This is a genomic window from Brevundimonas huaxiensis (assembly GCF_014218725.1).
GTDB lineage: Bacteria > Pseudomonadota > Alphaproteobacteria > Caulobacterales > Caulobacteraceae > Brevundimonas > Brevundimonas huaxiensis.
Map to the genome: position 1 here is coordinate 590,252 of NZ_JABBJE010000001.1, position 24,775 is coordinate 615,026.

General features: G+C 66.2%; 28 protein-coding genes. 16 read left to right on the top strand and 12 right to left on the bottom strand.

Annotated elements, in window-relative coordinates; all coding sequences use genetic code 11:
* Nucleotides 1-10: 10 nt before the first annotated feature.
* The gene (locus HF680_RS02985) at nt 11-370 is read left to right on the top strand and encodes a phage holin family protein (RefSeq protein WP_185224014.1); all 360 of its coding nucleotides are present in this window, start codon (nt 11-13) and stop codon (nt 368-370) included.
* A gap of 3 nt (nt 371-373) precedes the next feature.
* Here HF680_RS02985 and cobS read toward each other — a convergent pair whose 3' ends face one another.
* Nucleotides 374-1,378 (bottom strand): cobaltochelatase subunit CobS, encoded by a 1,005-nt coding sequence (cobS, locus tag HF680_RS02990; protein WP_039247360.1) that lies wholly within the window; start codon nt 1,376-1,378, stop codon nt 374-376.
* Between the two features lie 59 nt (nt 1,379-1,437).
* The gene (locus HF680_RS02995; RefSeq protein WP_185224015.1) at nt 1,438-1,866 is read right to left on the bottom strand and encodes an organic hydroperoxide resistance protein; all 429 of its coding nucleotides are present in this window, start codon (nt 1,864-1,866) and stop codon (nt 1,438-1,440) included.
* 135 nt (nt 1,867-2,001) lie between these two features.
* On the opposite strand from HF680_RS02995, the gene HF680_RS03000 reads away from it, so the two are divergent.
* Both HF680_RS03000 and prfB read left to right on the top strand, forming a co-directional pair.
* The gene (locus HF680_RS03000; protein ID WP_185224016.1) at nt 2,002-4,416 is read left to right on the top strand and encodes a penicillin-binding protein 1A; all 2,415 of its coding nucleotides are present in this window, start codon (nt 2,002-2,004) and stop codon (nt 4,414-4,416) included.
* Nucleotides 4,417-4,535: 119 nt separating this feature from the next.
* A protein-coding gene (gene prfB, locus HF680_RS03005) for a peptide chain release factor 2 (protein ID WP_099052186.1) occupies nt 4,536-5,658 on the top strand; the annotation gives its coding sequence in 2 pieces (ribosomal slippage) (nt 4,536-4,604 and nt 4,606-5,658; 1,122 coding nt in all).
* Between the two features lie 84 nt (nt 5,659-5,742).
* On the opposite strand, the gene HF680_RS03010 is transcribed toward prfB, so the two are convergent.
* The 5 genes from HF680_RS03010 to HF680_RS03030 all read right to left on the bottom strand — a co-directional run bounded on the left by HF680_RS03010 (nt 5,743) and on the right by HF680_RS03030 (nt 8,925).
* Nucleotides 5,743-6,288, bottom strand: coding sequence for a bactofilin family protein (locus HF680_RS03010; protein WP_039247363.1), 546 nt, complete (start codon nt 6,286-6,288; stop codon nt 5,743-5,745).
* Nucleotides 6,289-6,402: 114 nt separating this feature from the next.
* Nucleotides 6,403-6,867 (bottom strand): peroxiredoxin, encoded by a 465-nt coding sequence (locus tag HF680_RS03015; RefSeq protein ID WP_185224017.1) that lies wholly within the window; start codon nt 6,865-6,867, stop codon nt 6,403-6,405.
* Entirely contained in the window at nt 6,867-8,120 is a 1,254-nt protein-coding gene (gene tyrS / locus HF680_RS03020; RefSeq protein WP_185224018.1) for a tyrosine--tRNA ligase, read from the bottom strand. Before tyrS ends, HF680_RS03015 begins: the two co-directional genes overlap by 1 nt.
* 332 nt (nt 8,121-8,452) lie before the next feature.
* Nucleotides 8,453-8,656 carry a hypothetical protein gene (locus HF680_RS03025; RefSeq protein WP_039247367.1) on the bottom strand — a complete coding sequence of 68 codons (204 nt, stop codon included), beginning with the start codon at nt 8,654-8,656 and terminating at the stop codon, nt 8,453-8,455.
* Nucleotides 8,657-8,736: 80 nt separating this feature from the next.
* Nucleotides 8,737-8,925: a hypothetical protein gene (locus HF680_RS03030; RefSeq protein ID WP_052247789.1), complete on the bottom strand. Its 189-nt coding sequence runs from the start codon at nt 8,923-8,925 to the stop codon at nt 8,737-8,739.
* Nucleotides 8,926-8,996: 71 nt separating this feature from the next.
* Here HF680_RS03030 and HF680_RS03035 point away from each other — a divergent pair, with 71 nt between their 5' ends.
* The 5 genes from HF680_RS03035 to ahpF all read left to right on the top strand — a co-directional run bounded on the left by HF680_RS03035 (nt 8,997) and on the right by ahpF (nt 13,900).
* Nucleotides 8,997-9,515, top strand: coding sequence for a DOMON-like domain-containing protein (locus HF680_RS03035; RefSeq protein WP_185224020.1), 519 nt, complete (start codon nt 8,997-8,999; stop codon nt 9,513-9,515).
* Nucleotides 9,512-10,714, top strand: coding sequence for an exo-beta-N-acetylmuramidase NamZ family protein (locus tag HF680_RS03040; RefSeq protein WP_185224021.1), 1,203 nt, complete (start codon nt 9,512-9,514; stop codon nt 10,712-10,714). The genes HF680_RS03035 and HF680_RS03040 overlap by 4 nt, the downstream gene beginning before the upstream one ends.
* A 92-nt stretch (nt 10,715-10,806) precedes the next feature.
* Nucleotides 10,807-11,460 (top strand): DUF6624 domain-containing protein, encoded by a 654-nt coding sequence (locus HF680_RS03045; protein WP_235968817.1) that lies wholly within the window; start codon nt 10,807-10,809, stop codon nt 11,458-11,460.
* Between the two features lie 107 nt (nt 11,461-11,567).
* On the top strand, nt 11,568-12,131 hold the full coding sequence (ahpC, locus tag HF680_RS03050; RefSeq protein ID WP_185224023.1) for an alkyl hydroperoxide reductase subunit C: 564 nt from the start codon (nt 11,568-11,570) through the stop codon (nt 12,129-12,131).
* A 179-nt stretch (nt 12,132-12,310) separates the two neighbouring features.
* Nucleotides 12,311-13,900 (top strand): alkyl hydroperoxide reductase subunit F, encoded by a 1,590-nt coding sequence (gene ahpF / locus HF680_RS03055; RefSeq protein ID WP_185224024.1) that lies wholly within the window; start codon nt 12,311-12,313, stop codon nt 13,898-13,900.
* Between the two features lie 4 nt (nt 13,901-13,904).
* Here ahpF and HF680_RS03060 read toward each other — a convergent pair whose 3' ends face one another.
* From HF680_RS03060 to HF680_RS03070, 3 genes are all read right to left on the bottom strand, one after another.
* Nucleotides 13,905-14,180, bottom strand: coding sequence for a YdeI/OmpD-associated family protein (locus HF680_RS03060; protein WP_295193098.1), 276 nt, complete (start codon nt 14,178-14,180; stop codon nt 13,905-13,907).
* Between the two features lie 20 nt (nt 14,181-14,200).
* Complete coding sequence (locus HF680_RS03065) at nt 14,201-15,013, bottom strand: transporter (RefSeq protein ID WP_185224025.1); 813 nt, start codon at nt 15,011-15,013, stop codon at nt 14,201-14,203.
* A gap of 85 nt (nt 15,014-15,098) precedes the next feature.
* The gene (locus HF680_RS03070; protein ID WP_017504016.1) at nt 15,099-15,749 is read right to left on the bottom strand and encodes an alpha/beta hydrolase; all 651 of its coding nucleotides are present in this window, start codon (nt 15,747-15,749) and stop codon (nt 15,099-15,101) included.
* 158 nt (nt 15,750-15,907) lie between these two features.
* Between HF680_RS03070 and HF680_RS03075 the strand changes: the two genes are divergently transcribed.
* The 8 genes from HF680_RS03075 to HF680_RS03110 are packed head-to-tail and all read left to right on the top strand — an operon-like array spanning nt 15,908 to nt 22,797.
* Nucleotides 15,908-16,387, top strand: coding sequence for an Rrf2 family transcriptional regulator (locus HF680_RS03075; RefSeq protein ID WP_017504015.1), 480 nt, complete (start codon nt 15,908-15,910; stop codon nt 16,385-16,387).
* Nucleotides 16,384-17,523: a cysteine desulfurase family protein gene (locus tag HF680_RS03080; protein ID WP_185224026.1), complete on the top strand. Its 1,140-nt coding sequence runs from the start codon at nt 16,384-16,386 to the stop codon at nt 17,521-17,523. Before HF680_RS03075 ends, HF680_RS03080 begins: the two co-directional genes overlap by 4 nt.
* Nucleotides 17,523-18,989 carry a Fe-S cluster assembly protein SufB gene (sufB, locus tag HF680_RS03085; RefSeq protein ID WP_185224027.1) on the top strand — a complete coding sequence of 489 codons (1,467 nt, stop codon included), beginning with the start codon at nt 17,523-17,525 and terminating at the stop codon, nt 18,987-18,989. Before HF680_RS03080 ends, sufB begins: the two co-directional genes overlap by 1 nt.
* A 13-nt stretch (nt 18,990-19,002) precedes the next feature.
* Entirely contained in the window at nt 19,003-19,764 is a 762-nt protein-coding gene (gene sufC / locus HF680_RS03090; RefSeq protein ID WP_185224028.1) for a Fe-S cluster assembly ATPase SufC, read from the top strand.
* Entirely contained in the window at nt 19,761-20,783 is a 1,023-nt protein-coding gene (sufD, locus tag HF680_RS03095; RefSeq protein WP_185224029.1) for a Fe-S cluster assembly protein SufD, read from the top strand. The genes sufC and sufD overlap by 4 nt, the downstream gene beginning before the upstream one ends.
* Complete coding sequence (locus HF680_RS03100) at nt 20,762-22,000, top strand: aminotransferase class V-fold PLP-dependent enzyme (protein WP_045810741.1); 1,239 nt, start codon at nt 20,762-20,764, stop codon at nt 21,998-22,000. The genes sufD and HF680_RS03100 overlap by 22 nt, the downstream gene beginning before the upstream one ends.
* Nucleotides 22,001-22,004: 4 nt before the next feature.
* A complete protein-coding gene (locus HF680_RS03105) occupies nt 22,005-22,394 on the top strand; it encodes an SUF system Fe-S cluster assembly protein (protein ID WP_039247388.1) in 390 nt (129 codons plus the stop codon).
* A gap of 13 nt (nt 22,395-22,407) precedes the next feature.
* Complete coding sequence (locus HF680_RS03110) at nt 22,408-22,797, top strand: HesB/IscA family protein (RefSeq protein WP_045810742.1); 390 nt, start codon at nt 22,408-22,410, stop codon at nt 22,795-22,797.
* Between the two features lie 122 nt (nt 22,798-22,919).
* Here HF680_RS03110 and HF680_RS03115 read toward each other — a convergent pair whose 3' ends face one another.
* Both HF680_RS03115 and HF680_RS03120 read right to left on the bottom strand, forming a co-directional pair.
* Nucleotides 22,920-23,672, bottom strand: coding sequence for a lysophospholipid acyltransferase family protein (locus HF680_RS03115; RefSeq protein ID WP_185224030.1), 753 nt, complete (start codon nt 23,670-23,672; stop codon nt 22,920-22,922).
* A 37-nt stretch (nt 23,673-23,709) separates the two neighbouring features.
* Nucleotides 23,710-24,759 (bottom strand): GGDEF domain-containing protein, encoded by a 1,050-nt coding sequence (locus HF680_RS03120; RefSeq protein WP_185224031.1) that lies wholly within the window; start codon nt 24,757-24,759, stop codon nt 23,710-23,712.
* Nucleotides 24,760-24,775: the final 16 nt, after the last annotated feature.

Here is a 24,775-nt window from a genome sequence, read left to right on the forward strand (position 1 = left end):
GAGGGCTGTCATGATCCGTTTCATCATCCAGGCGCTGGTCACGATGGCGGGCCTCTGGCTGTCCGCCAGGATCGTGCCGGGCGTCGATTTCACCAGCACCGGGTCGCTGATCGCGGCGGCCATCATTCTGGGCCTGGTCAACGCCTTTGTGCGGCCGATCCTGGTCGTGTTGACCTTCCCGATCACCGTCGTGACCTTGGGTCTGTTCCTGCTGGTCGTGAACGCCGCCATGATTGGGCTGACGTCCGTCTTCCTGGACGGCTTCCGGGTCGACGGCCTGTGGGCCGGTATCGGCGCCGCCATCGTGACCGGCGTCGTCAGCTGGATCGCCGGCGCCTTCATCGGCGGCGGCGAAGAGGCTCGCGGCTAAGGCTTACCCCACCTTCACCCGCGTCGCCGCCTCGGGCAGATCCTCGCCAAAGGCGCGCTGGTAGAACTCGGCGATGGTGGGGCGTTCCAGTTCGTCGCACTTGTTCAGGAAGGTCAGGCGGAAGCTGAGGCCCAGGTCGTCGTTGAAGATCTGGGCGTTCTGGGCCCAGGTGATGACCGTGCGGGGCGACATGACGGTCGAGATGTCGCCGTTCATGAAGGCGTTGCGCGTCATGTCGGCGACACGGACCATGGCGGCGATCCGGCGGCGGCCCTCGGCGTCCTTCCACTCGGGCACCTTGGCGGCGACGATCTCGGCTTCCACGTCGTGATCCAGATAGTTCAGCGTGGTGACGATGTTCCAGCGGTCCAGCTGGGCCTGATTGATCTGCTGTGCGCCATGATACAGGCCCGTGGTGTCGCCCAGGCCGATGGTGTTGGTCGTGGCGAACAGGCGGAAATAGCGGTTCGGGCGGATGACGCGGTTCTGGTCCAGCAGGGTCAGGCGACCCTGGGCCTCGAGCACGCGCTGGATCACGAACATCACGTCGGGCCGGCCGGCGTCATATTCGTCGAAGACCAGGGCGATGGGGCGTTGCAGCGACCAGGGCAGGATGCCCTCGCGGAACTCGGTGACTTGCTTGCTGTCCTTCAGGACGATCGCGTCCTTGCCGATCAGGTCGATCCGACTGACGTGGCTGTCCAGGTTCACGCGAACCAGCGGCCAGTTCAGGCGGGCGGCGACCTGTTCGATGTGGGTCGACTTGCCGGTGCCGTGATAGCCCTGGACCATCACGCGGCGGTCGAAGGCGAAGCCGGCGCAGATGGCGATCGTCGTCTGGGGATCGAAGCGATAGGCCTCGTCGATCTCGGGCACATGGCTGTCGCGCTCGTCAAAGGCGGGCACGGTCATGTCGCTGTCCACGCCGAAGGCTTCGCGTAAGGTCACGCGGCGATGCGGTTCGAGCGTCAGCAAGGGATCGGGGGAGGCGTCGAGCGGGGAGGTCATGGACCTCATCTAGAGGCGCCGCGCGCGCGGCTCAACACGCGCGCGGCCCTTGGCGTCGGTTATTTCGCGCTCAGCCGAACATCGACGTTGTTGCGGGTGGCGTTGGAGTAGGGGCAGACCTGGTGCGCCTTCTCGATCAGGTCGTCGATAACGGCTTGGTCCAGGCCGTGGTCGGTCACGGTCAGGTCGACGTCTAGGTTGAAGCCTTCACCCTTGGTGTTCTTGCCGAAGCCGACGCCGGCGGTGACCTTGGTGTCGGGGCTGACGGGCGTGCCGGCCTTGCCGCTGACCAGACGCAGCGCGCCGAGGTAGCAGGCGGCGTATCCGGTGGCGAAGAGCTGCTCCGGATTGGTGCCGTCGCCGCCCTTGCCGCCCATCTCGGTCGGCGTCGACAGTTTGACGTCGATCTTGCCGTCGTCGGTGGCCGAACGGCCGTCCTCACGGCCTCCGCCCGATGCCGTCGAGTGGGCGCGATACAGAACTTCCATGGTGGCTCCTTGGGTTGGGAAGCTTGAGATGGGAGCTTAACGGCAGACGCCAAGGGGGCGTTGCATCGCGGCTCTAGCCATATACCGGCGACGCGGGCTAAAGCACCCTTTCGGGGCGCGTCGTCGGAGTACGCAGTGAAGATTGCCGAACGCTGGTTCGTGTGGGCGGGCATGGTTCTGCTGGGCGGCATCGCCCTGGCGGGGTTGGTCGTCGCCGTCTATGCGGCGTGGCTGTTCCACGACCTGCCCGATGCTTCGGAGCTGGCCGACTATCGACCGCCGACCGCGACGCGAGTCTACGCCGGCGACGGCACCCTGATCGGCGAGTTTTCGGACGAGCGCCGAATCTATGTCTCCTACGACCAGATCCCGCAGCCGGTGATCCACGCCTTCCTGGCGGCCGAAGATCGCAACTTCTTCCAGCATGGCGGCATCGATGTGGGCGGCATCGGCCGCGCGTCGATCAAGAACGTTTTCAACCTGGCGTCGGGACGCCGGCTGGAAGGGGGTTCGACCATCACCCAGCAGGTGGCCAAGAACGTCCTGCTGACCAACGAATCCAGCCTGAACCGCAAGCTGAAGGAAGCCATCCTGGCCAATCGCCTGGAGGCGACCCTGTCCAAGGAGCAGATCCTCGAACTGTATCTGAACGAGATCTTCCTGGGCTATCGCTCGTTCGGCATCGCGTCGGCGGCCTACAACTATTTCGGCAAGTCGCTGGCGCAGCTGACGCCCGACGAAGCCGCTTTCCTGGCGTCCCTGCCCAAGGGGCCGAACAACTATCACCCCAAGCGTCACCCTGGGGCGGCCAAGGGCCGCCGTGACTGGGTGCTGGGCGAGATGGAGCAGAGCGGCTGGCTCACGCCTGAGCAGTTGGTCGAGGCGCGCGCCAAGCCTTTGGTGACGCGCGATGCGCCGCAGCGGTCGGATTACAAAGACGCCGACTTCTTCGTCGAGGAGGCGCGCCGCCAGGCCGCCGCCAACCCCCAGTTCGGCGAGCAGCTTCGCGCCGGCGGCTTCTATATGCGCACCACCCTGGACCCGACGCTGCAGACGGCGGCGCGTCGGGCCCTGATGCAGGGGCTCGAAAACTACGACCGTCGTCACGGCTGGCGCGGCGGGTGGGGCACGACCGACTTCGGCGACGGCTGGCAGGCGGTCGCGCTAAAGGAACAGGCGCCGCCCGAGCGCCGCAGCTGGCAGGCCGCCGCCATCGAAAGCGTCAGCGGCAACACGGTTCGCATCCGCACCGCCCGCGACGACAAGTCCGGCACGCTGCTGGCTTCGGACGCCGCCTGGGCCAACGCCAATCGGCAGCTGAAGCGCGGCGAGCTGATATTTGTGGAGCCGCAGGGCGGCCAGTTCGCCCTGAAGCAGGTGCCGCGCGTCAACGGGGCGCTGGTCGCCATCGAGCCGCAGTCCGGCCGGGTGCTGGCGATGGTCGGCGGCTATTCCTATGCGCTGTCCAGCTTCAACCGGGCGACCCAGGCGCGCCGTCAACCGGGCTCGGCGTTCAAACCGTTCGTCTATGCGACGGCGCTGGAGGGCGACTTCACCCCGGCCTCGATCGTGCTGGATGCGCCGATCAGCTTCGCCGGCGGTCCCAACGGCACGCGCTGGACGCCCGAGAATTACAGCCGCCAATACTATGGCCCCCAGACGCTGCGGCGCGGGCTGGAGCTGTCGCGCAACGTCATGACGGTTCGGCTGGCCCAGTCGGTCGGTATGAAGAAGATCGTTGAACAGTCTGCCAGGATGGGTCTGCCGGGCATGACGCCGAACCTGTCGGTGTCGCTGGGCGCCGGCGAGGTCACGCCGCTGGAGATCACCGCCGCCTATTCTGCCTTCGCCAACGGCGGCCGCCGGGTCACGCCCTATCTGATCGACTATGTTCAGGATCGCGATGGCGAGACCATTTTCCGCGCCGACAACCGCAGCTGCCGCGAATGCGGACGGGGCTTCTCGGGCCAGGAATCACCGCGCTTGCAGCAGCGCGGAACCCAGGTCATCGACCCGATCACTGCCTATCAGATGAGCTCCATGCTGGAAGGCGTGGTTCAGCGCGGCACCGCCGCCAGCGCGCGCGGCCTCGGCCCCTGGGTCGCGGGCAAGACCGGCACGACCAACGAATATCGCTCGGCCTGGTTCGTGGGCTTCACCACCGACATTGTGGTCGGCGTCTTCATCGGCTTCGACGACAACCGCTCGCTGGGATCCGGTGAAGCCGGCGCCTCGGCCGCCGTGCCGGTCTTTACGGAGTTTATGCAGACGGCGTTGAAGGAAAGGCCGGCTCGCCCGTTCGTGCGGCCCAAGAACGCCATCTTCCGCACCGTCAACGGGATCGAGGAGGCCTTCCGCCCCGGCACCGAACGCCAGGCCCCGCCGCCGCGCCCGACCGGCCCGGCCCAGCCCGTCGGACCGCAGAACTACTATGAGGTGATCCGCCGCGAGCAGGAGGCCGCCAGCGGCGCGCCCGCCTCGTCGCCGGCGCCCACCGCGCCGCCGCCCCCCAAGAAGGCGCCGGCCGAGGACTTGAGCGGATTGTACTGAGGCTCTAGGTAGGCCTTTCGAACGGCGCGTCCTCGTGGCGCGCCGTTTTCCATTAATCCTGCCCTGTCGCGCGGCCTGGGGGTCGCGCTGCTTGAGGGCGTTGTGTCGCGGAGATTGCGATGAGACCGGATGTCGAGGCCATGAAGGCCGACATCGAGCAGAGCGTCGCTCTGCTCAGGAGGCGTCTTTGACTGGGATGTCGCTCTAAGGAAGCTCGATGAGCTGAATGCGCGGGTCGAGGACCCGACGCTGTGGGACAAGCCCGACGAGGCCCAGGCCGTCAGCCGCGAACGCTCGCAGCTGGAAGGCAAGATCAACACCGTCAAGGCGATGGAGCAGGACCTCGAAGACGGGGTGATGTTGGCCGAGATGGCGGACGAAGAAGGCGACGAGGGCGCGCTGGAAGACGCTCGCGCGTCGCTGCGCGGCATCAAGGAACGCGCCGCCCGCGCAGAGTTGGAGGCCCTGCTGTCCGGCGAGGCCGACGGCAACGACGCCTATCTGGAAGTGAACTCCGGCGCCGGCGGCACCGAGTCGAACGACTGGGCCGGCATGCTGCTGCGCATGTACTCCCGCTGGGCCAAGGCGCACGGCTATGAGGTCACGATCGAGGCGCATGAAGAGGGCGAACAGGCGGGGGTCAAGTCGGCCACCATCCTGATCGAAGGCCCCAACGCCTATGGCTGGTTGAAGTCGGAATCGGGCGTGCACCGCCTGGTCCGCATCAGCCCCTATGACGCGGCGGCCAAGCGCCACACCAGCTTCGCCTCCATCGGGGTGTCGCCGGTCGTGGACGACGCGATCGAGATCGACATCAATCCCTCGGACGTGCGCACCGACACCTATCGCGCCTCCGGCGCGGGCGGTCAGCACATCAACAAGACCGACTCGGCTGTGCGCCTGACCCACACCCCGACCAACACCGTCGTGGCCTGCCAGGCCGGCCGATCGCAGCACCAGAACCGCGAGATGGCGTGGAAGATGCTGCGTGCGCGCCTGTACGAGCTGGAACTGCAGAAGCGTGAGGCAGCGGCTCAGGCGCTGGCCGACGCCAAGACCGACATCGGGTGGGGTCACCAGATCCGCTCCTATGTCCTGCAGCCCTACCAGATGGTGAAGGACCTGCGGACCGAGGTCGAGACCTCGGACACCCAGGGGGTGCTGGACGGCGACCTGGACGCCTTCATGGGCGCGGCCCTGGCCCAGCGGGTCGGCGAGACCCGAGGATCGAGCGTGGATTGACGGAAAAGGGCGGCTCTCAAGAGCCGCCCTTCTTGTTTCAGCTATCGGCCTGCGGCCGACTTGCGCCCTCCGTATTCGAGGTGGTCAGGCTGCGGTCTTGTCAGCCTTGTCAGCTTTCGGCGTCGGGGCTTCCAGCATGGCGGCGCCGGGGGTGTCGCGCTTGGCCTGGTTGCAGCGGCCCTGGAACCAGGCGCCCTGATCGATGGCGAGTTGCTCTTGCGTGATGTCGCCCTCGACGCGAGCGGTGGCGTGCAGCTTGACCTGCTTCGCGACGATGGCGCCCGAGACGCGGCCGCGCACGTCAAGGACGTCGGCATGGACCGTGCCCTCGACCGAGCCGCCTTCGCCGATCACGACGCGCGAGACGCGGACGTCGCCCTTCAGCGAGCCGTCGACCTGAAGCTCGCCGGCGCCGGAGATGTTGCCTTCGTATTTCACGCCGGCCGACAGGGTCGACAGATTGCTGGACCGGGCCGCCGGACGGGCCGGTTCGGGCGCGCGCGGCGCAGGCGTCGTGGCGGGCAGGGACGGCGTGCTCGCAGCCGTCGGTGTGGGCGTGGTCGGTTCGGGCGCCGGGGGGATGCCCAGGCCGTTCGATCCGCTGTCGTAGGATTTGCTCTTGGTGAACATGGTGCGCTCCGCATCTGCCAGCCAAGGCCGGCCAAGCCCCTATTAGCCCCGACGCCCACTAGGCCGTGGAGGAGGGGCCAAGGTCAAGCATCGCTTCCGAACGACGCTCGCCGATCACAGGGCCCTGGCGGCCTCCAGCACGGCGGCGGCGTGGTCGGCGACCTTCACATTGCGCCAGGCCTTGGCGACCCGGCCCTCGGCGTCGATCAGGAAGGTGGCTCGCTCGATGCCCATATATTCGCGGCCATAGAGCTTTTTCTGCACCCAGACGCCCCAGGCCTCGCAGGCGGCGCCGTCCTCGTCTGAGGCGAGGGTGACGGCGAGATCGTATTTGGCCTTGAACCTGTCGTGCTTCTTCACCGTGTCCTTGGACACGCCGATGACCGGTAGGCCCAGCGCGGCGAAGTCGGGCGCCAGGGCGGTGAAGTCCTGCGCCTCGCGCGTGCATCCGGTCGTGTCGTCCTTCGGATAGAAATAGACGACGGCGGGTTTGCCTTTGAGGGCTGCGAGGGTGACGCGGCCGCCGCCGTCCGTGGGCAGGTCGAGGGCGGGCGCGGGTTGGCCTTCGGCGGCGGACATCAGACGGGCCTCACCAGAACGATCTTTTTCTTGCCGGCCGCCAGTTTGATGACGCCGTCCTTGAGGTCGGCTTCGGTCAGCAGTTGGGCGCCGTCGGACACGGCGGCGTCATTCAAGCGCAGCCCCCCGCCCTGGGCCAGGCGACGGGCCTCGCCGTTCGACGCGGTTAGGCCAGCCTTGGTCACGACAGCGGCGATCATGGCGCCGTAGACCTCGGCCGACAGCAGTTCGACGGTCGGCAGGTCGGCGGACAGCTGGCCTTTTTCGAAGGCGCTCTCGGCGGCGGCGCGGGCGGTGGCGGCGGCCTCTGCGCCGTGCAGCATGGTCGTCGCAGCGTCGGCCAAGGCCTTTTTGGCGTCGTTGATGGCCGCGCCTTCCAGCGCCTCGAAACAGGCGATCTCGTGATCGGACAGGTCGGTGAACAGGCGCATGAAGCGGCCCACGTCTCCATCCTCGGTGTTGCGCCAATATTGCCAGTAGTCATAGGGCGACAGGGCGTCGGCGTTCAGCCAGACGGCGCCGCCTACGGTCTTGCCCATCTTCTGGCCCGAGGCGGTCGAGAGCAGGGGCGTGGTCAGGCCGAAGGCGGCCTTCTGATCCACCTTGCGGGTCAGTTCGACGCCGTTGATGATGTTGCCCCACTGATCCGAGCCGCCCATCTGGAGCGTGCAGCCGTAGCGGCGATTCAGCTCCAGAAAGTCGGTGGCCTGCATCAGCATGTAGTTGAATTCGAGGAAGGTCAGCGGCTGCTCGCGTTCCAGACGCAGCTTGACGGAATCGAAGCTGAGCATCCGGTTGACGGTGAAATGCGTGCCGTAGTCGCGCAGAAACTCCAGGTAGCCCAGCTTGGACAGCCACTCGTCGTTGTCGACCATGATGGCGTCCGACGGGCCGTCGCCGAAGGTCAGGAATTTTTCGAACACGCCCTTGATGCCGGCGATGTTCTCGGCGATCCGCTCTTCGGTAAACAGGGGACGCTGCGTATCCTTGAAGCTGGGGTCCCCCACCTTGGTGGTGCCGCCGCCCATCAGGACGATGGGCTTGTGTCCAGCCTGCTGCAGGCGACGCAGCAGCATGATCTGGATCAGGTGTCCGACGTGCAACGAAGGGGCGGTGGCGTCAAAGCCGATATAGCCGGTGACCACGCCGGCGGTCGCCGCCGCATCCAATTCGGCCGGATGGGTGATCTGATGGATATAGCCTCGCGCCTGCATGGTGCGGAGGAAGTCGGATTTGAAGGCGTGTTCGGTCATGGTGAGGCTGGGTTAGCAGGGATGACGAGGGTCGTCTTCCCCTAGTCGAGGCGGCGTCGGCTGTTCAGACGGTGAGGATGAAAAACACCGTCTAAAGTGTCTAATTCGTCTAATCTCGATCGGCGCGAAATTGCACGGCAATGCGAAAACGCGTGCAAAATGCAAGGTGGTGCAATTTCAGGTAGAGCAGCTTTGGGCATGGCGCGACCATTGTAGCGCCGTTTCAGGCCGCGATAGGTACGACGACGCTGCTGCGTCTCATGCCGCTGTTAATGCAGTCGATATTGCCCGCAGGTGCGCTGGCTGATGACTCATCGCCGAGCTGTCCGCCTTCAGGGAATTACCCGATTGAGGACCAGCGCAAAGAGGGCGACGACGACGGTCCATGTCAGGAAGACGGAAGACGGCTCGGACGATGTGCCGCTGACGACCAGGCAAGGCGTGAGCAGGCCCAAAAAGACGTGGAGGCGATCGTTAAAAAATTTGCGCTTCTCAGAGAAGGTCATCTGGGGACCGTAGGAGGAGCGCTTGGGCATATCGCGATGTTTTCACGGAGGTCCGACGCCCGCAAGGGTTGATGAGGCATTGGGGAGAAAGTCGGAGGCCGGCTGTTGATCTAATGCGTGGGCTTGCGAAGGAGGTTTCGCTCGAGCAGCCACCAGGTGGCGTTCGCCAGAGACGCCCCGATGGCGCCGCAAAGCGCCACCGTCAGCATGTGCGGCAAAGGCGGGGGCGCGGCCTCGTTCAAGAGCAACAGCGCAAAGCTGTAGGCGAATGTCAGCGCAAAGAGGACGAGGAACTTCATCTTCAGATTGTAGATACGCCGCCTAGGTTGATGCAATCGACGACTTGGCCGGCCTGCGATACGAAGGCGCAATGCGTCTGCCCCTGATCCCGCACCCGATATCCAGCCCGGCCGGGCTGACGCTGGAGGTCGAGGCGAGGCGAGCCGGGCGTGTGCTGAGCTTGGAGTATGTGCTGGCCGGACCGGTGGAGGGGGTGTGGCGGCCGGAGGCGGCGGCGCGGGTGCGAACGGACGGGCTGTGGCAGGCGACCTGCTTCGAGGCCTTCGCGCGGACGGCGGGCGGATATCTCGAATACAATCTGTCGCCGTCGGGGGCGTGGGCGGCCTATCGGTTCGACGGCTATCGCGAGGGGATGCGGGATCTGGAGATGCCCACGCCCTTCATCGTGACGCGGTCGGCGCCCGGACAATTCGTGCTGACGGCGGACGTGACCTTGCCGGAGGATGCGGTCGGGGCGACGGGCCTGAAGACGGGGCTGTCGGCGGTGATCCGGGGCGTGGACGGGGCGATCGGCTATTGGGCGCTGGCGCATCCTTCGGATAAGCCGGACTTTCATCATCCCGACTCGTTCGCGCTGGACCTGACATGAACTTCGGCCTCGACCGCCTTTTGTCCGACGACGCCCTGAGGGCGCAGCTGAAGGGACGGCGCGTGGCCTTGCTGGCGCATCCGGCGTCGGTGACGAGGGATCTGACCCACGCGGTGGACGCGCTTAGCGCCTGTCCCGAGATCCGGCTGACAGCCGCCTTTGGCCCGCAGCACGGGATGAAGGGCGATCTGCAGGACAATATGATGGAGAGCCCGGATTATCGCGATCCGGTGCACGGTTTCCCGGTGTTCAGCCTGTACGGCGAGGTGCGGCGGCCGCGCGACGAATGGATGGCCGAGTTCGACGTGCTGCTGGTCGATCTGCAGGACCTGGGATGCCGCATCTACACCTATGTGACGACCCTTCTGTACGTGCTGGAGGCGGCGGCGGAACACGGCAAGTCGGTCTGGGTGCTGGACCGACCCAATCCGGCAGGGCGGCCGGTCGAGGGGATGACGCTGAAGCCCGGCTGGGAAAGCTTCGTCGGGGCCGGGCCGATGCCGATGCGCCACGGCATGACGATGGGCGAACTGGGCCTGTGGTTCATCGACCAGTTCAAGCTGGATGTGGATTACCGGGTGGTGGAGATGCAGGGTTGGGCGCCCGAGGCGGCGCCCGGCTTCGGCTGGCCGCTGCTGGACCGGTCGTGGGTCAATCCCAGCCCGAATGCGCCGAACCTGTCGATGGCGCGCGCCTATGCGGGCACGGTGATGCTGGAAGGCGCGACCCTGTCGGAAGGGCGGGGGACGACACGGCCGCTGGAGCTGTTCGGGGCGCCGGATGTCGACGCGCGGGCGGTGATCGCGGAAATGCAGGCGCTGGCGCCGGAATGGCTGGGCGGCTGCGTCTTGCGCGACATGTGGTTCGAGCCGACCTTCCACAAGCACGTCGGCAAGCTGTGCAACGGGGTGCAGATCCACGTCGATCACCCCGGCTATGACCACGCCGCCTTCAAGCCGTGGCGAGTGCAGGCCCTGGGCTTCAAGGCGATCCGGCGGCTGTATCCCGACTACGACCTGTGGCGGGATTTTCCTTACGAATATGCGTTCGGAAAACTGCCCATCGACGTGATCAACGGCGGGCCGGGCCTGCGGGAATGGGTGGACGATGCGGCGGCGACGCCGGGCGATCTGGATGCCGCGACGCAGCCGGACGAGGCGGCGTGGGAGGAAGCCCGGAGACCGTTCCTGCTGTATTGAAACCCGTCCAAACTTCGCCATGAAGACGGCATCACCTCGCGGTTAGATTGTGGAGGGGCGTCATGATTGGATTGATCCTTGCGGCCGCGCTGTTGGCGCAGCAGGCGCCAGCCGGCCTGAGTGCCGAGGCGAGAACGCTTGTTGCGCCGGTCGCTGAGGCGATCGCAGCCGAAAAGGCGCGGCAGGCCGCCTTGCCGCCGCCAACGACAGATCGCGAGCGACTCGAACGCATGGGCGCGCTGGATCAGGTCGGCAGACGGGCGTTCACAGTGCTGGATTTCAGCGCTCTGCCTGCCGACGAGCGACAAACCGCTGAGACCTTGGCGTGGGCGGACATCAACGCGGTGGACAAGGCCTTGCTGGACGAGCTTTTGACCATGGTTCCGGCGGAAGGATGGTTCAAAAAGTCGGTCTATGGCGAGCGTGCAGCCGGCGCCGCCTTCCTGATCATTCAGCATTCCGATTTGGAAAACTGGCGACGATTCGTTCCTGTGCTGGAGTCGCTGGTCGCGCAGGGCGAAGTCGAGGGTCAGAGCTATGGTCTGATGTACGACAGGCTGGCGATAAACGAAGGCCGCCCGCAGCGGTACGGCACGCAGATGACCTGCAAAGATGGGCGCTGGGTGGTCGACACGCTGGAGGATCCCGAACGCGTCGAACAATGGCGTCGTGAGATGAAATTCCCTTGGACGCTGGCGGAATACGAGGCGCGCTTCAGGGACTATCCGCCTTGCACCCAGCAATAACGGCCATAAATAGAATCTATTGTGCATCTGCAAATAAGTGATTGGGCTTATTTGGTGCGGTGCGGTAGGGAGGGTGCCTCCCAACCACCTTGCATTGGATTTTGCGCATGGCCCTCATCAACACGACCATCAAACCCTTTACGGCCGAAGCCTATAAGGGCGGCAAATTCCTGACGGTCACGGACGCCGACGTTGCGGGCAAGTGGGCGATCTTCTTCTTCTATCCGGCCGACTTCACCTTCGTGTGCCCGACCGAACTGGAAGACCTGGCCGACAACTACGCCGAGTTCCAGAAGCTGGGCGTCGAGATCTATTCGGTGTCGACCGACACCCACTTCTCGCACAAGGCCTGGCACGACTCGTCGCCGGCGATCGGCAAGATCGAATACACGATGCTGGGCGATCCGTCGGGCCTGGTCACCAACAACTTCGACGCCATGCGTCCGGGCGTGGGCCTGGCCGACCGCGCGACCTTCCTGGTCGATCCGGACGGCGTGATCCAGTTCACCGAGACGACCTCGGAAGGCATCGGCCGCAACGCCGCCGAACTGCTGCGCAAGGTCAAGGCGGCCCAGTATGTGCGCTCGCACCCGGGTGAAGTCTGCCCGGCCAAGTGGGAAGAAGGCGAAGCCACCCTGGCCCCGTCGCTCGACCTCGTCGGCAAGATCTAAGACCCCAAGTTCGGCCGGCGGCGTTTCGATGTCGCCGGCCGGGACGCCCGATCCTTTCGGGCGTTCGCAGAGGCCGCGGGGTGCGTAGCGTTTCCAGCCCCGCGGCCTTTTTGCGTCCTGTCCTCGCCTGAAGCGGCTTGAGGGCGGCGCTTAACCTATTGAATTCCGAGGAGCATCCGATGCTAGACGCCAATCTGAAATCCCAGCTCGAAGCCTACCTCAAGAACATCGTCCATCCCGTCGAACTGGTCGCCTCGCTGGGCGCGGGGCCCAAGTCGATCGAGCTGAAAACGCTGCTGGAGGAGATCGTCTCGGTCTCGCACGGCAAGGTGGAGATGGGCCGCGACTATGACGACGAACGCCAGCCCAGCTTCCTGATCCGGCGCAAGGGCACGGACATCGGCGTGCGGTTCGCGGGCATTCCGCTGGGCCACGAGTTCACCTCGCTGGTTCTGGCCCTGCTGCACGTCGGCGGCCATCCGTCCAAGGCGGCGCAGGAGGTGATCCAGCAGGTCAGGGACCTGGACGGCGACTATGTGTTCGAGACCTATTTCTCGCTGTCGTGCCAGAACTGCCCGGACGTGGTGCAGGCGCTGAACCTGATGAGCGTGATCAATCCGCGCATCAAACACGTCGCCATCGAGGGCGGCCTGTTCAAGGACGAGGTCGAGGAACGCAAGATCATGGCCGTGCCGACGGTCTTCCTGAACGGCGAGCTGTTCGGTCAGGGCCGGATGGAGCTGGAGCAGATCGTCGCCAAGCTGGATTCCGGCGCCGAAGCCCGCGCGGCCGAGCGGCTGAAGTCCAAGGATCCGTTCGAGGTTCTGGTGGTCGGCGGCGGGCCGGCCGGCGCGGCGGCCGCCATCTATACGGCGCGCAAGGGCATTCGCACGGGCGTCGTCGCCGAACGCTTCGGCGGACAGGTGCTGGACACGATGGCGATCGAGAACTTCGTCTCGGTGCCCTACACCGAGGGGCCCAAGCTGGCGGCCCATCTGGAGCAGCATGTCCGCGAGTATGAAGTGGACCTGATGAACCTGCAGAAGGCGGCCAAGCTGATCCCGGCCAAGGTTCCAGGCGGCCTGCACGAGGTGGTGCTGGAGAACGGCGCATCGCTGAAATCGCGCACCATCATCCTGTCGACCGGCGCGCGCTGGCGCCAGATGAACGTCCCGGGCGAGGAGCAGTACAAGAACAAGGGCGTGGCCTATTGCCCGCACTGCGACGGGCCACTGTTCAAGGGCAAGCGGGTGGCGGTGATCGGCGGCGGCAACTCCGGCGTCGAGGCGGCCATCGATCTGGCGGGCATCGTGGCCCATGTGACCCTGATCGAATACGACAGCGAGCTGCGGGCCGATGCGGTGCTGCAGCGCAAGCTGGCGACCCTGCCGAACGTGCGGATCGTGACCTCGGCCCTGACGACTCAAGTGCATGGCGACGGCGAGAAGGTGACGGGCCTGTCCTACAAGGACCGCAACTCCGACGCCCATCACGACGTCGATCTGGAAGGCATCTTCGTGCAGATTGGTCTGATCCCGAACACCGAATGGCTGAACGGCGCGGTGGGCCTGACCCCGCGCGGCGAGATCGAGGTGGATCACCGCGGCGAGACCTCGCAGCCGGGCATCTTTGCGGCGGGCGACGCGACGACCGTGCCCTACAAGCAGATCGTCATCGCCATGGGCGAGGGGTCAAAGGCGGGTCTGTCGGCCTTCGACTACATGATCCGCACCGAGCCGGCGAAAGAGGCGGTGGCCGAACCGGCGTGATCGCCTAACGGTGAGGGCAGCCGGGCCAGCAGCAGGGGCGGCGCTTGCCGTCGATCAAGCTCGCCCGGCCCCAATCCAGCCGTTTGCGCCGGGTGTCCGCCTTCTTGGCGGACTCGATCCAGCAGATCCATTCGTTGCGGGCTAGGGGTGTGATGTCGCCCCAGGTCGCCAGGGCGTCGGGCGCGGCGACCAGCGACGCGCGCAGGTCGTCCGGCAAGTCGTGAACCACGCCGCCCGGGATGTCGGTCGCATCGGCCACGCCCATTTGTCGCAGCGACACGTCTGGTCCGCAACGGCGCGTCAGAATCGCCGTGCGAGACCGACGCCGAACTCCACATCCGGGCTGTCGTCGTTCAGGCCGAAGTTGAGGCCGAAGTCCAACTGGGCGTCGGGCAGGGTCGGGGGCGACCAGACGGCGGTCAGGTCGAAGGTGGATGGCGTGGTCGGGGCGACGGGATCATCGTCGCGGCTGATCCAGACCTCGGCGCCCAGGTCCCATTGGCCAAAGCCGCGTCCGACGCCGGCGACCATCGTATAGGCGCCGTGGCGGCCGTCGCCGTCCGCATCCGAGACCCAGTCGATCTCGGGCGACAGGCTCAGGCTCCAGTCATCGTTCAGCGGGATGGAGACCGGCAGGATGACGCCGCCCTCGAAACCGTCGGCGCGAATATCGCGCGCACCCGTCGGCGCGGTGACGAAGCCGGAAATCGCGACGGACAGGCCCGAGCCGTCAGGGTTCTTTAGCGAGTGGCGCAGGCCGATACTGAGATCGCCGACGCCCTCAGCCAAATCACGGTCGCCGGTCGCGCGGTCGAGGATCCGTTCGCGGTTCCAGGTCGTGAGCCCGAGCTGAAGCTCGGTCAGGCCCGTCAGGCCATAGCGCACGAACAGATCGCCGGCGTCCCAGGTGTCGGTCCGTGTGGTGTCGTCCGTCTGACGCGCGCCGTCGAACAGGCCGAGTTCGACCTGCCAGCGGCCCTTGTCGAGGATGCAGGTCGGCGTGCCCTTGCCGGGGCGATCGGCGCAGAAATCGCGCTCTGGCGCGGACTGAGCCGCCACCGCTGTGGGCGAGGCCAGGCAGGCGATCAAGGCGATCAGAAGGGGCGGGCGCATGGCGGATCTCGCAGCGATGTATCGCGCGATCATGCCGCCCGCGCCTTAATCAGCCGTGACGCCGAGCCGAATAAAAGGCCGGATGTCAGGCCGGCTTTTCTTCCAGACGTTTGTCCAGATAGGCGCCGACGCGGGTTTCGACCGCGCTCATGTGGTCCTGCCAGAAGTGGCTGGCGCCCTCTTCCAGTTCGTAGTCGATGATGATGCCCTTTTGGGTGCGCAGCTTGTTGACCACGCGCTCGACCTCGACCGGCGGGACGATGGTGTCGGCTGTGCCGTGCAGGAACAGGCCGGACGCCGGGCAGGGCGCCAGGAAGCTGAAGTCGTACATGTTCGACGGCGGCGAGACCGAGATGAAGCCGTCCGTCTCGGGGCGACGCATCAGAAGCTGCATGCCGATGTAGGCGCCGAACTGATAGCCGGCGACCCAGGTCTGGCTGGCGCCCGGATTGTTGGCCTGGAGCCAGTCGAGGGCGGTGGCGGCGTCGGCCAGCTCGCCGATGCCCGAATCGAACTCGCCCTGCGACTTGCCGACGCCGCGCGAGTTGTAGCGCAGGGTCGCAAAGCCGCGCTGCTGGAACAGCTGGTGCAGGGTGACCGCGACCGGGTTGTTCATGTGCCCGCCCGCCTTGGGGTGCGGGTGCAGGATCAGCGCGATCGGGGCGTTCGGGCGCTTGCCCGGGGAATAGCGGCCTTCGATGCGACCGGAGGCGCCGGGCAGGATGACTTCAGGCATAGGGGCTCTGGAATCCGTTCAACTGTCATTTCGCGAGTGCGTAATACTTGACCGCAGAGGTGGGACTTTCTAAGTCCCTCCGCAAGCGCGCCGCCTTTGCGAAGGCGCGGGTTCTAGCACAGGAGCCCCGAAAAGCGCGCAATTTTTGAAGGTGCGAAATGCGTCTGTCGACCAAGGGACGATACGCCGTGATGGCGATGGCCGATCTGGCGAAGAACGGACGCGGCGAGAGCGGTGAAATCCGGGCGGTTTCGCTGGCCGAGATCGCCGCGCGCCAGGAGATTTCGCTGAGCTATCTGGAGCAGTTGTTCGCCCGTCTGAGAAAGAGCGAACTGGTCAAGAGCGTGCGCGGACCGGGCGGCGGATACCGTCTGGCCAAGGCGGCGCACGAGACGGTGGTCGCCGAGATCGTGCTGGCCGTGGATGAACCGATCCGGGCGACGCGGTGCGTGGCGCACGGCTCGCCCAAGGGCTGCATGCTGGCCGGCGAACGCTGCATCACCCACAATCTCTGGGAAGACCTGGGCGACGAAATCCATCGCTATCTGGCGGGCGTTTCGCTGGAAGATGTGGTGATGAACCGCACGGGCCAGCGCCGGCGCAATGTCGAGGCCTCGGCCGTGGGGGTGGCGGCATGACCGGCGTCTATCTGGACTATAACGCCTCGGGCCTGGTGCGGCCGGAAGTGCTGGACGTCATGGCGCGGGCGCTGGCCGACAACGGCAATCCGTCGGCGGTCCACGCGGCGGGCCGGCGGGCGCGGGCGCGCGTCGAGACCGCGCGGGCGCAGGTCGCGGACCTGGTCGGGGCCGATCCGACGGCGGTGGTGTTCAACTCGGGCGGCACCGAAGCGAACGCCCAAGGCATCGCCAGCGCGCTGGCGGCCGGTTGCGAGCGGCTGATCGTCTCGGCGACCGAGCATCCGTGCGTGGCCGAGACGGCTGCGAACGCGGGGGCGCCGGTCGAGGTTCTGCCGGTCGATGCGAACGGGGTGGTGGATCTGGACTGGCTGGCGGACGCGCTGCGCCGTCCGGGCCGGGCCGTGGTCGCCATCCATCATGCAAACAACGAAAGCGGCGTCATCCAGCCGATCGCCGAGGCGGCGGCGCTGGTGCGGGCGGCGGGCGGTTGGCTGCATGTCGACGCCATCCAGTCGGCGGGCAAGATCGCGGTCGATATGCGCGCGCTGGACGCGGACACCCTGACCCTGTCGGCGCACAAGCTGGGCGGGGCGCAGGGCGTCGGCGCCCTGATCTTCAAGGAAGGCCTGTCGGGCGTGCGGATTCTGCACGGTGCGGGGCAGGAGCGGGGCCTGCGCGCCGGGACCGAGAATGTGCCGGGCATCGCCGGGTTCGGCGTCGCGGCCGATTGCGCCGCGCGGGATCTGGAGACGATCGCTTCGCACGTCGCCTGGCGCGATGCGGCCGAAGCCAAGGTCAAGGCCGCAGGCGCGACCATCATCGGCGGCGACGCAGCCCGGCTGCCCAACACCCTGTTCATGGCGGTCGAGGGCTGGGACAGTCCGCAGCAACTGATCACGCTCGACTTGACGGGCGTCATGGTGTCCGCCGGCTCGGCCTGCTCGTCGGGCAAGGTCAAGCCGTCCAAGACCATCAGCGCCATGGGCCTGAATGCGCTGGCGACCGGGGGTGTTCGCGTCTCCGGCGGCTGGGGCACGGTCGAGGGCGACTGGGCAAGGTTCGCCGATGCCTGGGTCGCCGCCTACAACAAGCACAAGACGCGCGCCGCCGAGCGCGTGAGAGAGGTCGCCTGATGGCCGCCGTCAAGGAAACGATCGACGCCGTCGCCGCGCTGGAGAAGTACGAGCACGGCTTCACGTCCGACATCGAGACGGAATATGCGCCCAAGGGATTGAGCGCCGAGATCGTGCGCTTCATTTCCGAAAAGAAGGGCGAGCCGGAATGGATGCTGGAATGGCGTCTGGCCGCCTATGAGCGCTGGCTGGCGATGGAGGAGCCGACCTGGGCGGCGGTCCGTTACGAGCCCGTCGATTACCAGGACCTGTTCTACTATGCGGCGCCCAAGGCGAAGGAGGGGCCCAAGTCGCTGGACGAGGTCGATCCCGAGATCCTGGAAATTTACAAGAAGCTGGGTATCCCGCTGAAGGAGCAGGAGGTACTGGCCGGGGTGCAGGGCGCGCCCAAGGTCGCCGTGGACGCCGTGTTCGACAGCGTGTCGGTGGTGACGACCTTCAAGGAGGAATTGGCCAAGGTCGGCGTGATTTTCATGCCGATTTCCGAGGCCTTGCGCGAATATCCTGATCTGGTGCGGCAATATCTGGGGTCGGTGGTGCCGGTCTCGGACAACTATTTCGCGGCGCTGAACAGCGCGGTCTTTTCGGACGGCTCGTTCGTCTACATCCCGCCGGGCGTGAAATGTCCGATGGAGCTGTCGACCTATTTCCGCATCAATGCGAGCCAGACGGGCCAGTTCGAACGGACCCTGATCATCGCCGACAAGGGGGCCTACGTCTCCTATCTGGAAGGCTGCACCGCGCCGATGCGCGACGAGAACCAGCTGCATGCGGCCGTGGTCGAGATCGTGGCGCTGGACGACGCCGAGGTGAAATATTCGACGGTCCAGAACTGGTACCCCGGCGACGCCGAGGGCAAGGGCGGCATCTACAACTTCGTCACCAAGCGCGCCGACTGCCGGGGCGATCGGTCCAAGGTCAGCTGGACGCAGGTTGAGACCGGATCGGCCGTCACCTGGAAATATCCGTCCTGCATCCTGAAGGGCGAAGAAAGCTCGGGCGAGTTCTATTCCATCGCCATCACCAACGGGCATCAGCAGGCCGACACCGGCACCAAGATGATCCACCTGGGCAAGAACTCGAAGTCGCGGATCATCGCCAAGGCGGTCTCGGCGGGCAAGTCGGCTTCGACCTATCGCGGCCTGGTGTCGGTGCATCCGAAGGCGACGGGGGTGCGCAACTTCACCCAGTGCGATTCCTTGCTGATCGGCAAGGACTGCGGCTCGCACACCATCCCCTATATCGAGGCGCGCAACGGCTCGGCCCAGCTGGAGCACGAGGCGACGACGACGCGTCTGTCGGACGACCAGCTGTTCTACGCCCAGCAGCGGGGGCTGTCGCAGGAGGAGGCGGTGGCCCTGCTGGTCAACGGCTTCGTGCGCGACGTGATGCAGAAACTGCCGATGGAGTTCGCCGTCGAGGCGCAGAAGCTGGTGGCGATCAGCCTTGAAGGCTCGGTTGGATAATCAAGAAGAAACAATGCTTAATATCAACAACCTTCACGTCTCTGTCGGCGAAAAGCCGATCCTCAAGGGCCTGACGCTCGACGTTCCCGCCGGCGAAGTGCACGCCATCATGGGGCCGAACGGGGCCGGCAAGTCGACGCTGGGATACGCCCTGTCGGGACGGCCGGGCTATGAGGCGACGGAAGGGTCTGTCGCATGGGCGGGCGAGGACCTGCTGGCGCTGGACCCGGCCGAGCGGGCCGCCAAGGGCGTCTTCCTGTCGTTCCAGTATCCGATCGAGATTCCCGGCGTACCGGCCTTGACCTTCGTGCGCACGGCGCTGAATGCGCAAAAGCGCGCGCGCGGCGAGGAGGAGGTGGCGGCGCCGGCCTTCCTGAAGCTGGTGCGGGAAGCGTCCAAGGCGTTGAAGATGGACTTCGACATGCTGAAGCGGCCGCTGAACGTCGGCTTCTCGGGCGGTGAGAAGAAGCGGATGGAGATCCTGCAGATGGCGCTTCTGGAGCCGTCGCTGCTGATCCTGGATGAGACCGATTCCGGCCTGGACATCGACGCCCTGCGCATCGTGTCGGAGGGGGTGAACGCGCTGCGTCGTCCCGACCGCGCCATGTTGGTCATCACTCACTATCAGCGCCTGCTCGACTACATCAAACCGGACCGGGTGCATGTGCTGGCCGGCGGCCGGATCGTGGCCTCGGGCGGACCGGAGCTGGCGCTGGAGCTGGAGGCGGAAGGGTACGACAAATATCTGCCGCCAGTTCTACGGGGGGCGGCATGAGCGCGGCCTTCGCCATCGACCTGACCGACGCCGAGACCTATCCGTCGCGACGAACGGAAGCGTGGAAATACAGCGACCTGAAGCGCTACCTTCGCGCCGCGCCGGAGCCGTCCGGCACGGCCGAGGTCGGGGCGCCGGGACCGTTTTATGATCTGGGCGGCGAGGCGATCGTCTTCGCCAACGGGCGCGCCGTGGGCGTGACCGACTTCATCGCCTCGGGCGAGCGGACGCTGCGGCTGCGCTATGTGTCGGACGCCGTCGGCACGGGCCACACGGCCAGCGCGCGGGTTTCGGCGCGCGCGGGCACCAAGCTGCTGCTGCTGGAAACGCACGAGGGCGCGGGCTCGGCCTATGTGGCGCACAATACGCTGGAGCTGGACGTGGCGGCCGGCGCCGAGGTGACGCGCGTCGTTCTGGTCGAGGAGCCGGAAGACGCCATCTCCATCGCCGAGGCCCATGTGAAGGTCGAGGCGGGCGGCGTCTATCGCCAGACCATCGTCACGACCGGCGCCAAGTTGCAGCGGATCGAGACGCGCATCACCCACTATGCCCAGGGCGCTCAGGTTCAGGCCGACGGCCTTTATCTGCTGAACGGAGCGCGTCATGCGGATCTGACCAGCGTGGTGCGTCATGTCGAACATGACGGCGCGACGTCGCAGCTGATCAAGGGCGTGGCCCGCGATACGGCTCGCGGCGTTTTCCAGGGCAAGATCGTGGTCGAGCGCGGCGCCGACGGCACCGATGCGCGCATGGGCCACCATGCGCTGATCGCCTCCGAGCGGGCCGAGATCGACGCCAAGCCGGAACTGATCATCTATGCCGACGACGTGCAGTGCGCGCACGGCAATACCGTGGGGACACTGGACGAGAGCGCCCTGTTCTACATGCAGCAGCGCGGCATTCCGGCCGACGAAGCGCGCGCCCTGCTGACCCAGGCCTTCCTGATCGAGGTCATCGACCGGATCGAGCATGAGGGCGCGAGAGAGGTGGCGCGGGAATGGCTGACGGCGCGGTTGTGAACACCTTCGATCCCTATGCCGTGCGGGCGCAGTTCCCGATCCTGTCGCGACAGGTGAACGGCAAGCCGCTGGTCTACCTGGACAACGCGGCCTCGGCGCAGAAGCCGCGCACGGTGATCGACGCCCTGGTGGCGACGATGGAGGGCGGCTACGCCAACGTCCACCGCGGCCTGCACACCCTGTCGAACGAGGCGACCGAGGCCTTTGAAAAGGCGCGCGAGATCGTCGCCCGCTTCCTGAACGCCGAAAGCCCCGAACAGGTGGTCTGGACCAAGGGCGGGACCGAGGCGATCAATCTGGTGGCCAATGGGCTGGGCCTGTCGATCCAGCCGGGCGACGAGATCATCGTCTCGGAGATGGAGCATCACTCCAACATCGTGCCCTGGCATTTGCTGCGTGAACGGCGCGGGGCGGTGATCAGGTGGATTCCGGTCAAGGACGACGGGTCGCTGGACATGGCGGCCTATGCCGACCTGCTGGGGCCGAGGACGCGGATGGTTGCGGTCACCCACATGTCGAACGTGCTGGGGACGATCAATCCGGTCGCCGAGATCAGCCGTCTGGCCCATGCGGCGGGGGCGCAGGTGCTGATCGATGGGTGCCAGGGGGCGGTCCATGCGACGCCGGACGTTCAAGCCATCGGCTGCGACTTCTACGTCCTGACCGGGCACAAGCTCTTTGCGCCCACCGGCATCGGCGCCCTGTACGGCAAGGCCGAGGCGCTTGAGGCGCTGCCGCCCTATCAGGGGGGGGGCGAGATGATCGAGACCGTCGAGCAGGACCGCGTGACCTATGCCCGGCCGCCGCACCGGTTCGAGGCGGGGACGCCCCCGATCCTGGAGGCCATCGGCCTGGGCGCGGCGTTGGAATGGCTGGCGCAAAACGACCGGGCGGCCGTGCAGGCGCATGAGCACGCCCTTTATCAGCACGCCGTCCACCGACTTCAGGGTCAGACCTGGCTGCGGATTTTGGGGCAGGCCGAAGGCAAGGGCGCGATCCTGACCTTCGCCGTCGAGGGCGCGCACGCCCATGACGTCGCCCAGATCATGGACCGATACGGGGTCGCGGTGCGGGCGGGTCTGCACTGCGCCGAGCCGCTGGCGAAAAGAATGGGGGTGACGTCGAGCACCCGCGCCTCCTTCGCCCTATATAACACCGTGGAGGATGCCGACGCCTTCGTGGATGCGCTGATCAAGGCGCGGAACTTCTTCGTGTAAGCCGATGACAGATCAACCGATTCAAGACAGCGACGCCTTCAGGGACGCCTGGGACGAACCCCAGAAAAGCGCCCTGTCGCAGGCCGAGCTGGACACCCTGACCGATCAGCTGATCGAGGCGCTGAAGACGGTCTATGACCCGGAAATCCCTGTCGACATCTATGAGCTGGGCCTGATCTACCGCGTGGACGTCAACGATGACCGCGACGTGGTGGTGGACATGACGCTGACGGCGCCCGGCTGTCCGGTCGCCGGCGAAATGCCGGGCTGGGTGGAGACGGCGGTCGAGAAGGTCGAGGGCGTGCGCAGCGCCAAGGCCAATCTGGTGTTCGATCCGCCGTGGGACGCCTCCAAGATGAGCGACGAGGCCAAGCTGGCCCTGAATATGTTCTGATGGACCTGTTCTGATGACCGAGCTTCAAGCCACATCCCGTCCGCGCCGCCCGCGCCCCAAGGCCGTCACCCTGACGGACGCAGCCGCAGAGCGGGTGCGTGAGATCCTGGACAATGCCGAGAACGATCACATCGGCCTGAGGATCGGCATCAAGAACGGCGGGTGCGCCGGGCAGGAATACACCTTCGCCTATGCCGACGAGATCGGGCCGATGGACGAGGTGGTCGAGGACAAGGGCGTCACCATCCTGATCGAGCCCAAGGCCGTGCTGTTTCTGATCGGCACCGAGATCGACTATGAGACGACGCGGCTGGCGTCCAAGTTCGTGTTCAACAATCCGAACCAGACCGACGCCTGCGGCTGCGGCGAGAGCGTGACCATCGTGCCGGTCGCCGCCGACTGAGAGGGGCCCTGATCTGATGGGCTGCCGGACACTGACCGACGCGGCCCTTGACGATCCCGACGAAGCCGTCGCCTGGACGCGGCGGCCGTTGGACGTGGCGGTGGGGAAGACGCCGAAGCGCGCTACTTCGTCGGCGCCTCGATCAGCACGGCCGGCGTCACGGGTTGACCCGTGGCCTGGGCGACGAGCTCGGCGGTGCGGGTCTCGATGACGGCTTCGAGGCGAGCCAGGAATTCCTCCTTGGGCAGGCCGACGGGGATCGGGGCGAGGAACTCCAACGTCGCCGTGCCGGGGTGTTTTTCGTACTGTTCCTCTGGCCAGAAGAGGCCGAGGTTGGTGGCGAGCGGCACGACGGGCACGTCGAAGTCGCGGTACATGTGCCAGACGCCGGAGCGATATTTGAATTTCTTGCCGACGGGCGCGAGATGGCCCTCGGGATAGATCAGGATCTTGCGGTTCTCGGCGCGGGCCTCGGCGGCGCGCATGGCCAGGGCCTTGCGCGCTTCGTGGCCGCCGCAGGAGTTGACGACGATGGCGCCCAGTTTCTTCAGCACGCCGCCCAGCAGGGGAAACTTTTCCAGGTGATCGCCGGTGACGAAGGCGATGTCGTCGAACTGGTCATAGGTCGCAAAGCCGTCGCCCCAGCTTTGATGCTTGGAGGCGATGATGAAGGCGCCCTCGGGCAGGCGGTCCTTGCCACGCACGTCCAGCTTGATGCCGGCGAAGATCGACATGGCCTGGACCATGCGCTTCACATAGCGACGGATGACCCAGCTGGCCGGGCCGCTCCCGGGCGCGAGCGCAGCAAAGGCGGCGGTCAGCCCGTAGCCGATCGACAGGATCCAGTAGGCGACGTTGAAGGCGAAGCTGCGCATGGGACGACTATGGCAGAAAGCTTGGCCTTGTCAGACCCTAAGCCGCCTTTTCGAGCGAGGAGGCCGGCGTGACGCAGTTTCGGCCTGCACGTTTGGATTCGTACAGGGCGGCGTCGGCGCGTTCCAGCAGGCTGGCGGCGGTTTCGCCCTTGCGGCGCTGGGCGAAGCCGGCGGAGACAGTCACCGAGCCCAGGTCATCATTGGTCGAACGACGGCGCAGTGCGCGTGACGCCACGTCGTTGCGGATGCTCTCCAACGCGGCCATGACGACGCCAGCGCCTTCACCCGGGAAGATGATCGCGAACTCCTCGCCGCCGAACCGTGCGGCGAATCGGGTCTTGCCGCAGATGTTGGACAGGACGGTGGAGACATAGCGCAGCACCTGGTCGCCGGTCTGGTGGCCCCAGGTGTCGTTGAACCGTTTGAAATGGTCGATGTCGAGGATGGCCAGGCTAAGCGGCGCGCCGTCATCCTCGGCGCACGCGGTCTCCAGCCGTTCGTCGAAGGCCTTGCGGTTGGCCAGATTGGTCAGGGCGTCGGTCATGGCGTCGCGGCGCACCTGTTCCAGGTTTTCGCGCAGGCGGATGACTTCCTTGTTGGACTTTTCCAGACGTTTTTCGAGGATCGCCGTTTCGCGGCGCACGCGGTTGGTCGCGGTCGACAGGTCGCCGACCAGATCCTTCAGCGAGGACGGATCATCGACGGTTTCCATGCACTGGGAGGCGTCGGCGAGGGTCTCGCCATAGTCGTGCTGGGTCTTGTGCGCCATGGCGATGGCGCTGGCGACGCTGGCCAATTCGCGGTCCAGCACGGCGCCGACGTCGCGGATCTGATCCGGCAGGCGACCGCGCGGCAGGAACTCGGCGGCCAGCATTTCGGACGTCTTGTCGGTGATGACGGCGGACTGCGCCAGCAGACGACGGATTTCCTGCGCCAAAGGACCGTCGGGGTCGCTGAGGTAATGCAGCCAAAGCTCGAAGTTCAGCGGCGTGGGCCACACGCCGGCCTTCTCCATTTCGCCGATGACGTTGCGCGCCAAAGCATAGGCTTGAGGAGCTCTTAGCGCCGTCTCGACCTTTTTCGACATTCTTGTTCCCCTGGGC

What these genes read in the sequence shown, in the direction of transcription:
- HF680_RS02985 (WP_185224014.1), top strand. Translation starts at nt 11, where the DNA reads ATGATCCGTTTCATCATCCAGGCGCTGGTCACGATGGCGGGCCTCTGG.
- cobS (WP_039247360.1), bottom strand. Translation starts at nt 1,378, where the DNA reads ATGACCTCCCCGCTCGACGCCTCCCCCGATCCCTTGCTGACGCTCGAA.
- HF680_RS02995 (WP_185224015.1), bottom strand. Translation starts at nt 1,866, where the DNA reads ATGGAAGTTCTGTATCGCGCCCACTCGACGGCATCGGGCGGAGGCCGT.
- HF680_RS03010 (WP_039247363.1), bottom strand. Translation starts at nt 6,288, where the DNA reads ATGTTCACCAAGAGCAAATCCTACGACAGCGGATCGAACGGCCTGGGC.
- HF680_RS03015 (WP_185224017.1), bottom strand. Translation starts at nt 6,867, where the DNA reads ATGTCCGCCGCCGAAGGCCAACCCGCGCCCGCCCTCGACCTGCCCACG.
- tyrS (WP_185224018.1), bottom strand. Translation starts at nt 8,120, where the DNA reads ATGACCGAACACGCCTTCAAATCCGACTTCCTCCGCACCATGCAGGCG.
- HF680_RS03025 (WP_039247367.1), bottom strand. Translation starts at nt 8,656, where the DNA reads ATGCCCAAGCGCTCCTCCTACGGTCCCCAGATGACCTTCTCTGAGAAG.
- HF680_RS03030 (WP_052247789.1), bottom strand. Translation starts at nt 8,925, where the DNA reads ATGAAGTTCCTCGTCCTCTTTGCGCTGACATTCGCCTACAGCTTTGCG.
- HF680_RS03035 (WP_185224020.1), top strand. Translation starts at nt 8,997, where the DNA reads ATGCGTCTGCCCCTGATCCCGCACCCGATATCCAGCCCGGCCGGGCTG.
- HF680_RS03040 (WP_185224021.1), top strand. Translation starts at nt 9,512, where the DNA reads ATGAACTTCGGCCTCGACCGCCTTTTGTCCGACGACGCCCTGAGGGCG.
- ahpC (WP_185224023.1), top strand. Translation starts at nt 11,568, where the DNA reads ATGGCCCTCATCAACACGACCATCAAACCCTTTACGGCCGAAGCCTAT.
- ahpF (WP_185224024.1), top strand. Translation starts at nt 12,311, where the DNA reads ATGCTAGACGCCAATCTGAAATCCCAGCTCGAAGCCTACCTCAAGAAC.
- HF680_RS03065 (WP_185224025.1), bottom strand. Translation starts at nt 15,013, where the DNA reads ATGCGCCCGCCCCTTCTGATCGCCTTGATCGCCTGCCTGGCCTCGCCC.
- HF680_RS03070 (WP_017504016.1), bottom strand. Translation starts at nt 15,749, where the DNA reads ATGCCTGAAGTCATCCTGCCCGGCGCCTCCGGTCGCATCGAAGGCCGC.
- HF680_RS03075 (WP_017504015.1), top strand. Translation starts at nt 15,908, where the DNA reads ATGCGTCTGTCGACCAAGGGACGATACGCCGTGATGGCGATGGCCGAT.
- HF680_RS03080 (WP_185224026.1), top strand. Translation starts at nt 16,384, where the DNA reads ATGACCGGCGTCTATCTGGACTATAACGCCTCGGGCCTGGTGCGGCCG.
- sufB (WP_185224027.1), top strand. Translation starts at nt 17,523, where the DNA reads ATGGCCGCCGTCAAGGAAACGATCGACGCCGTCGCCGCGCTGGAGAAG.
- sufC (WP_185224028.1), top strand. Translation starts at nt 19,003, where the DNA reads ATGCTTAATATCAACAACCTTCACGTCTCTGTCGGCGAAAAGCCGATC.
- sufD (WP_185224029.1), top strand. Translation starts at nt 19,761, where the DNA reads ATGAGCGCGGCCTTCGCCATCGACCTGACCGACGCCGAGACCTATCCG.
- HF680_RS03100 (WP_045810741.1), top strand. Translation starts at nt 20,762, where the DNA reads ATGGCTGACGGCGCGGTTGTGAACACCTTCGATCCCTATGCCGTGCGG.
- HF680_RS03105 (WP_039247388.1), top strand. Translation starts at nt 22,005, where the DNA reads ATGACAGATCAACCGATTCAAGACAGCGACGCCTTCAGGGACGCCTGG.
- HF680_RS03110 (WP_045810742.1), top strand. Translation starts at nt 22,408, where the DNA reads ATGACCGAGCTTCAAGCCACATCCCGTCCGCGCCGCCCGCGCCCCAAG.
- HF680_RS03115 (WP_185224030.1), bottom strand. Translation starts at nt 23,672, where the DNA reads ATGCGCAGCTTCGCCTTCAACGTCGCCTACTGGATCCTGTCGATCGGC.
- HF680_RS03120 (WP_185224031.1), bottom strand. Translation starts at nt 24,759, where the DNA reads ATGTCGAAAAAGGTCGAGACGGCGCTAAGAGCTCCTCAAGCCTATGCT.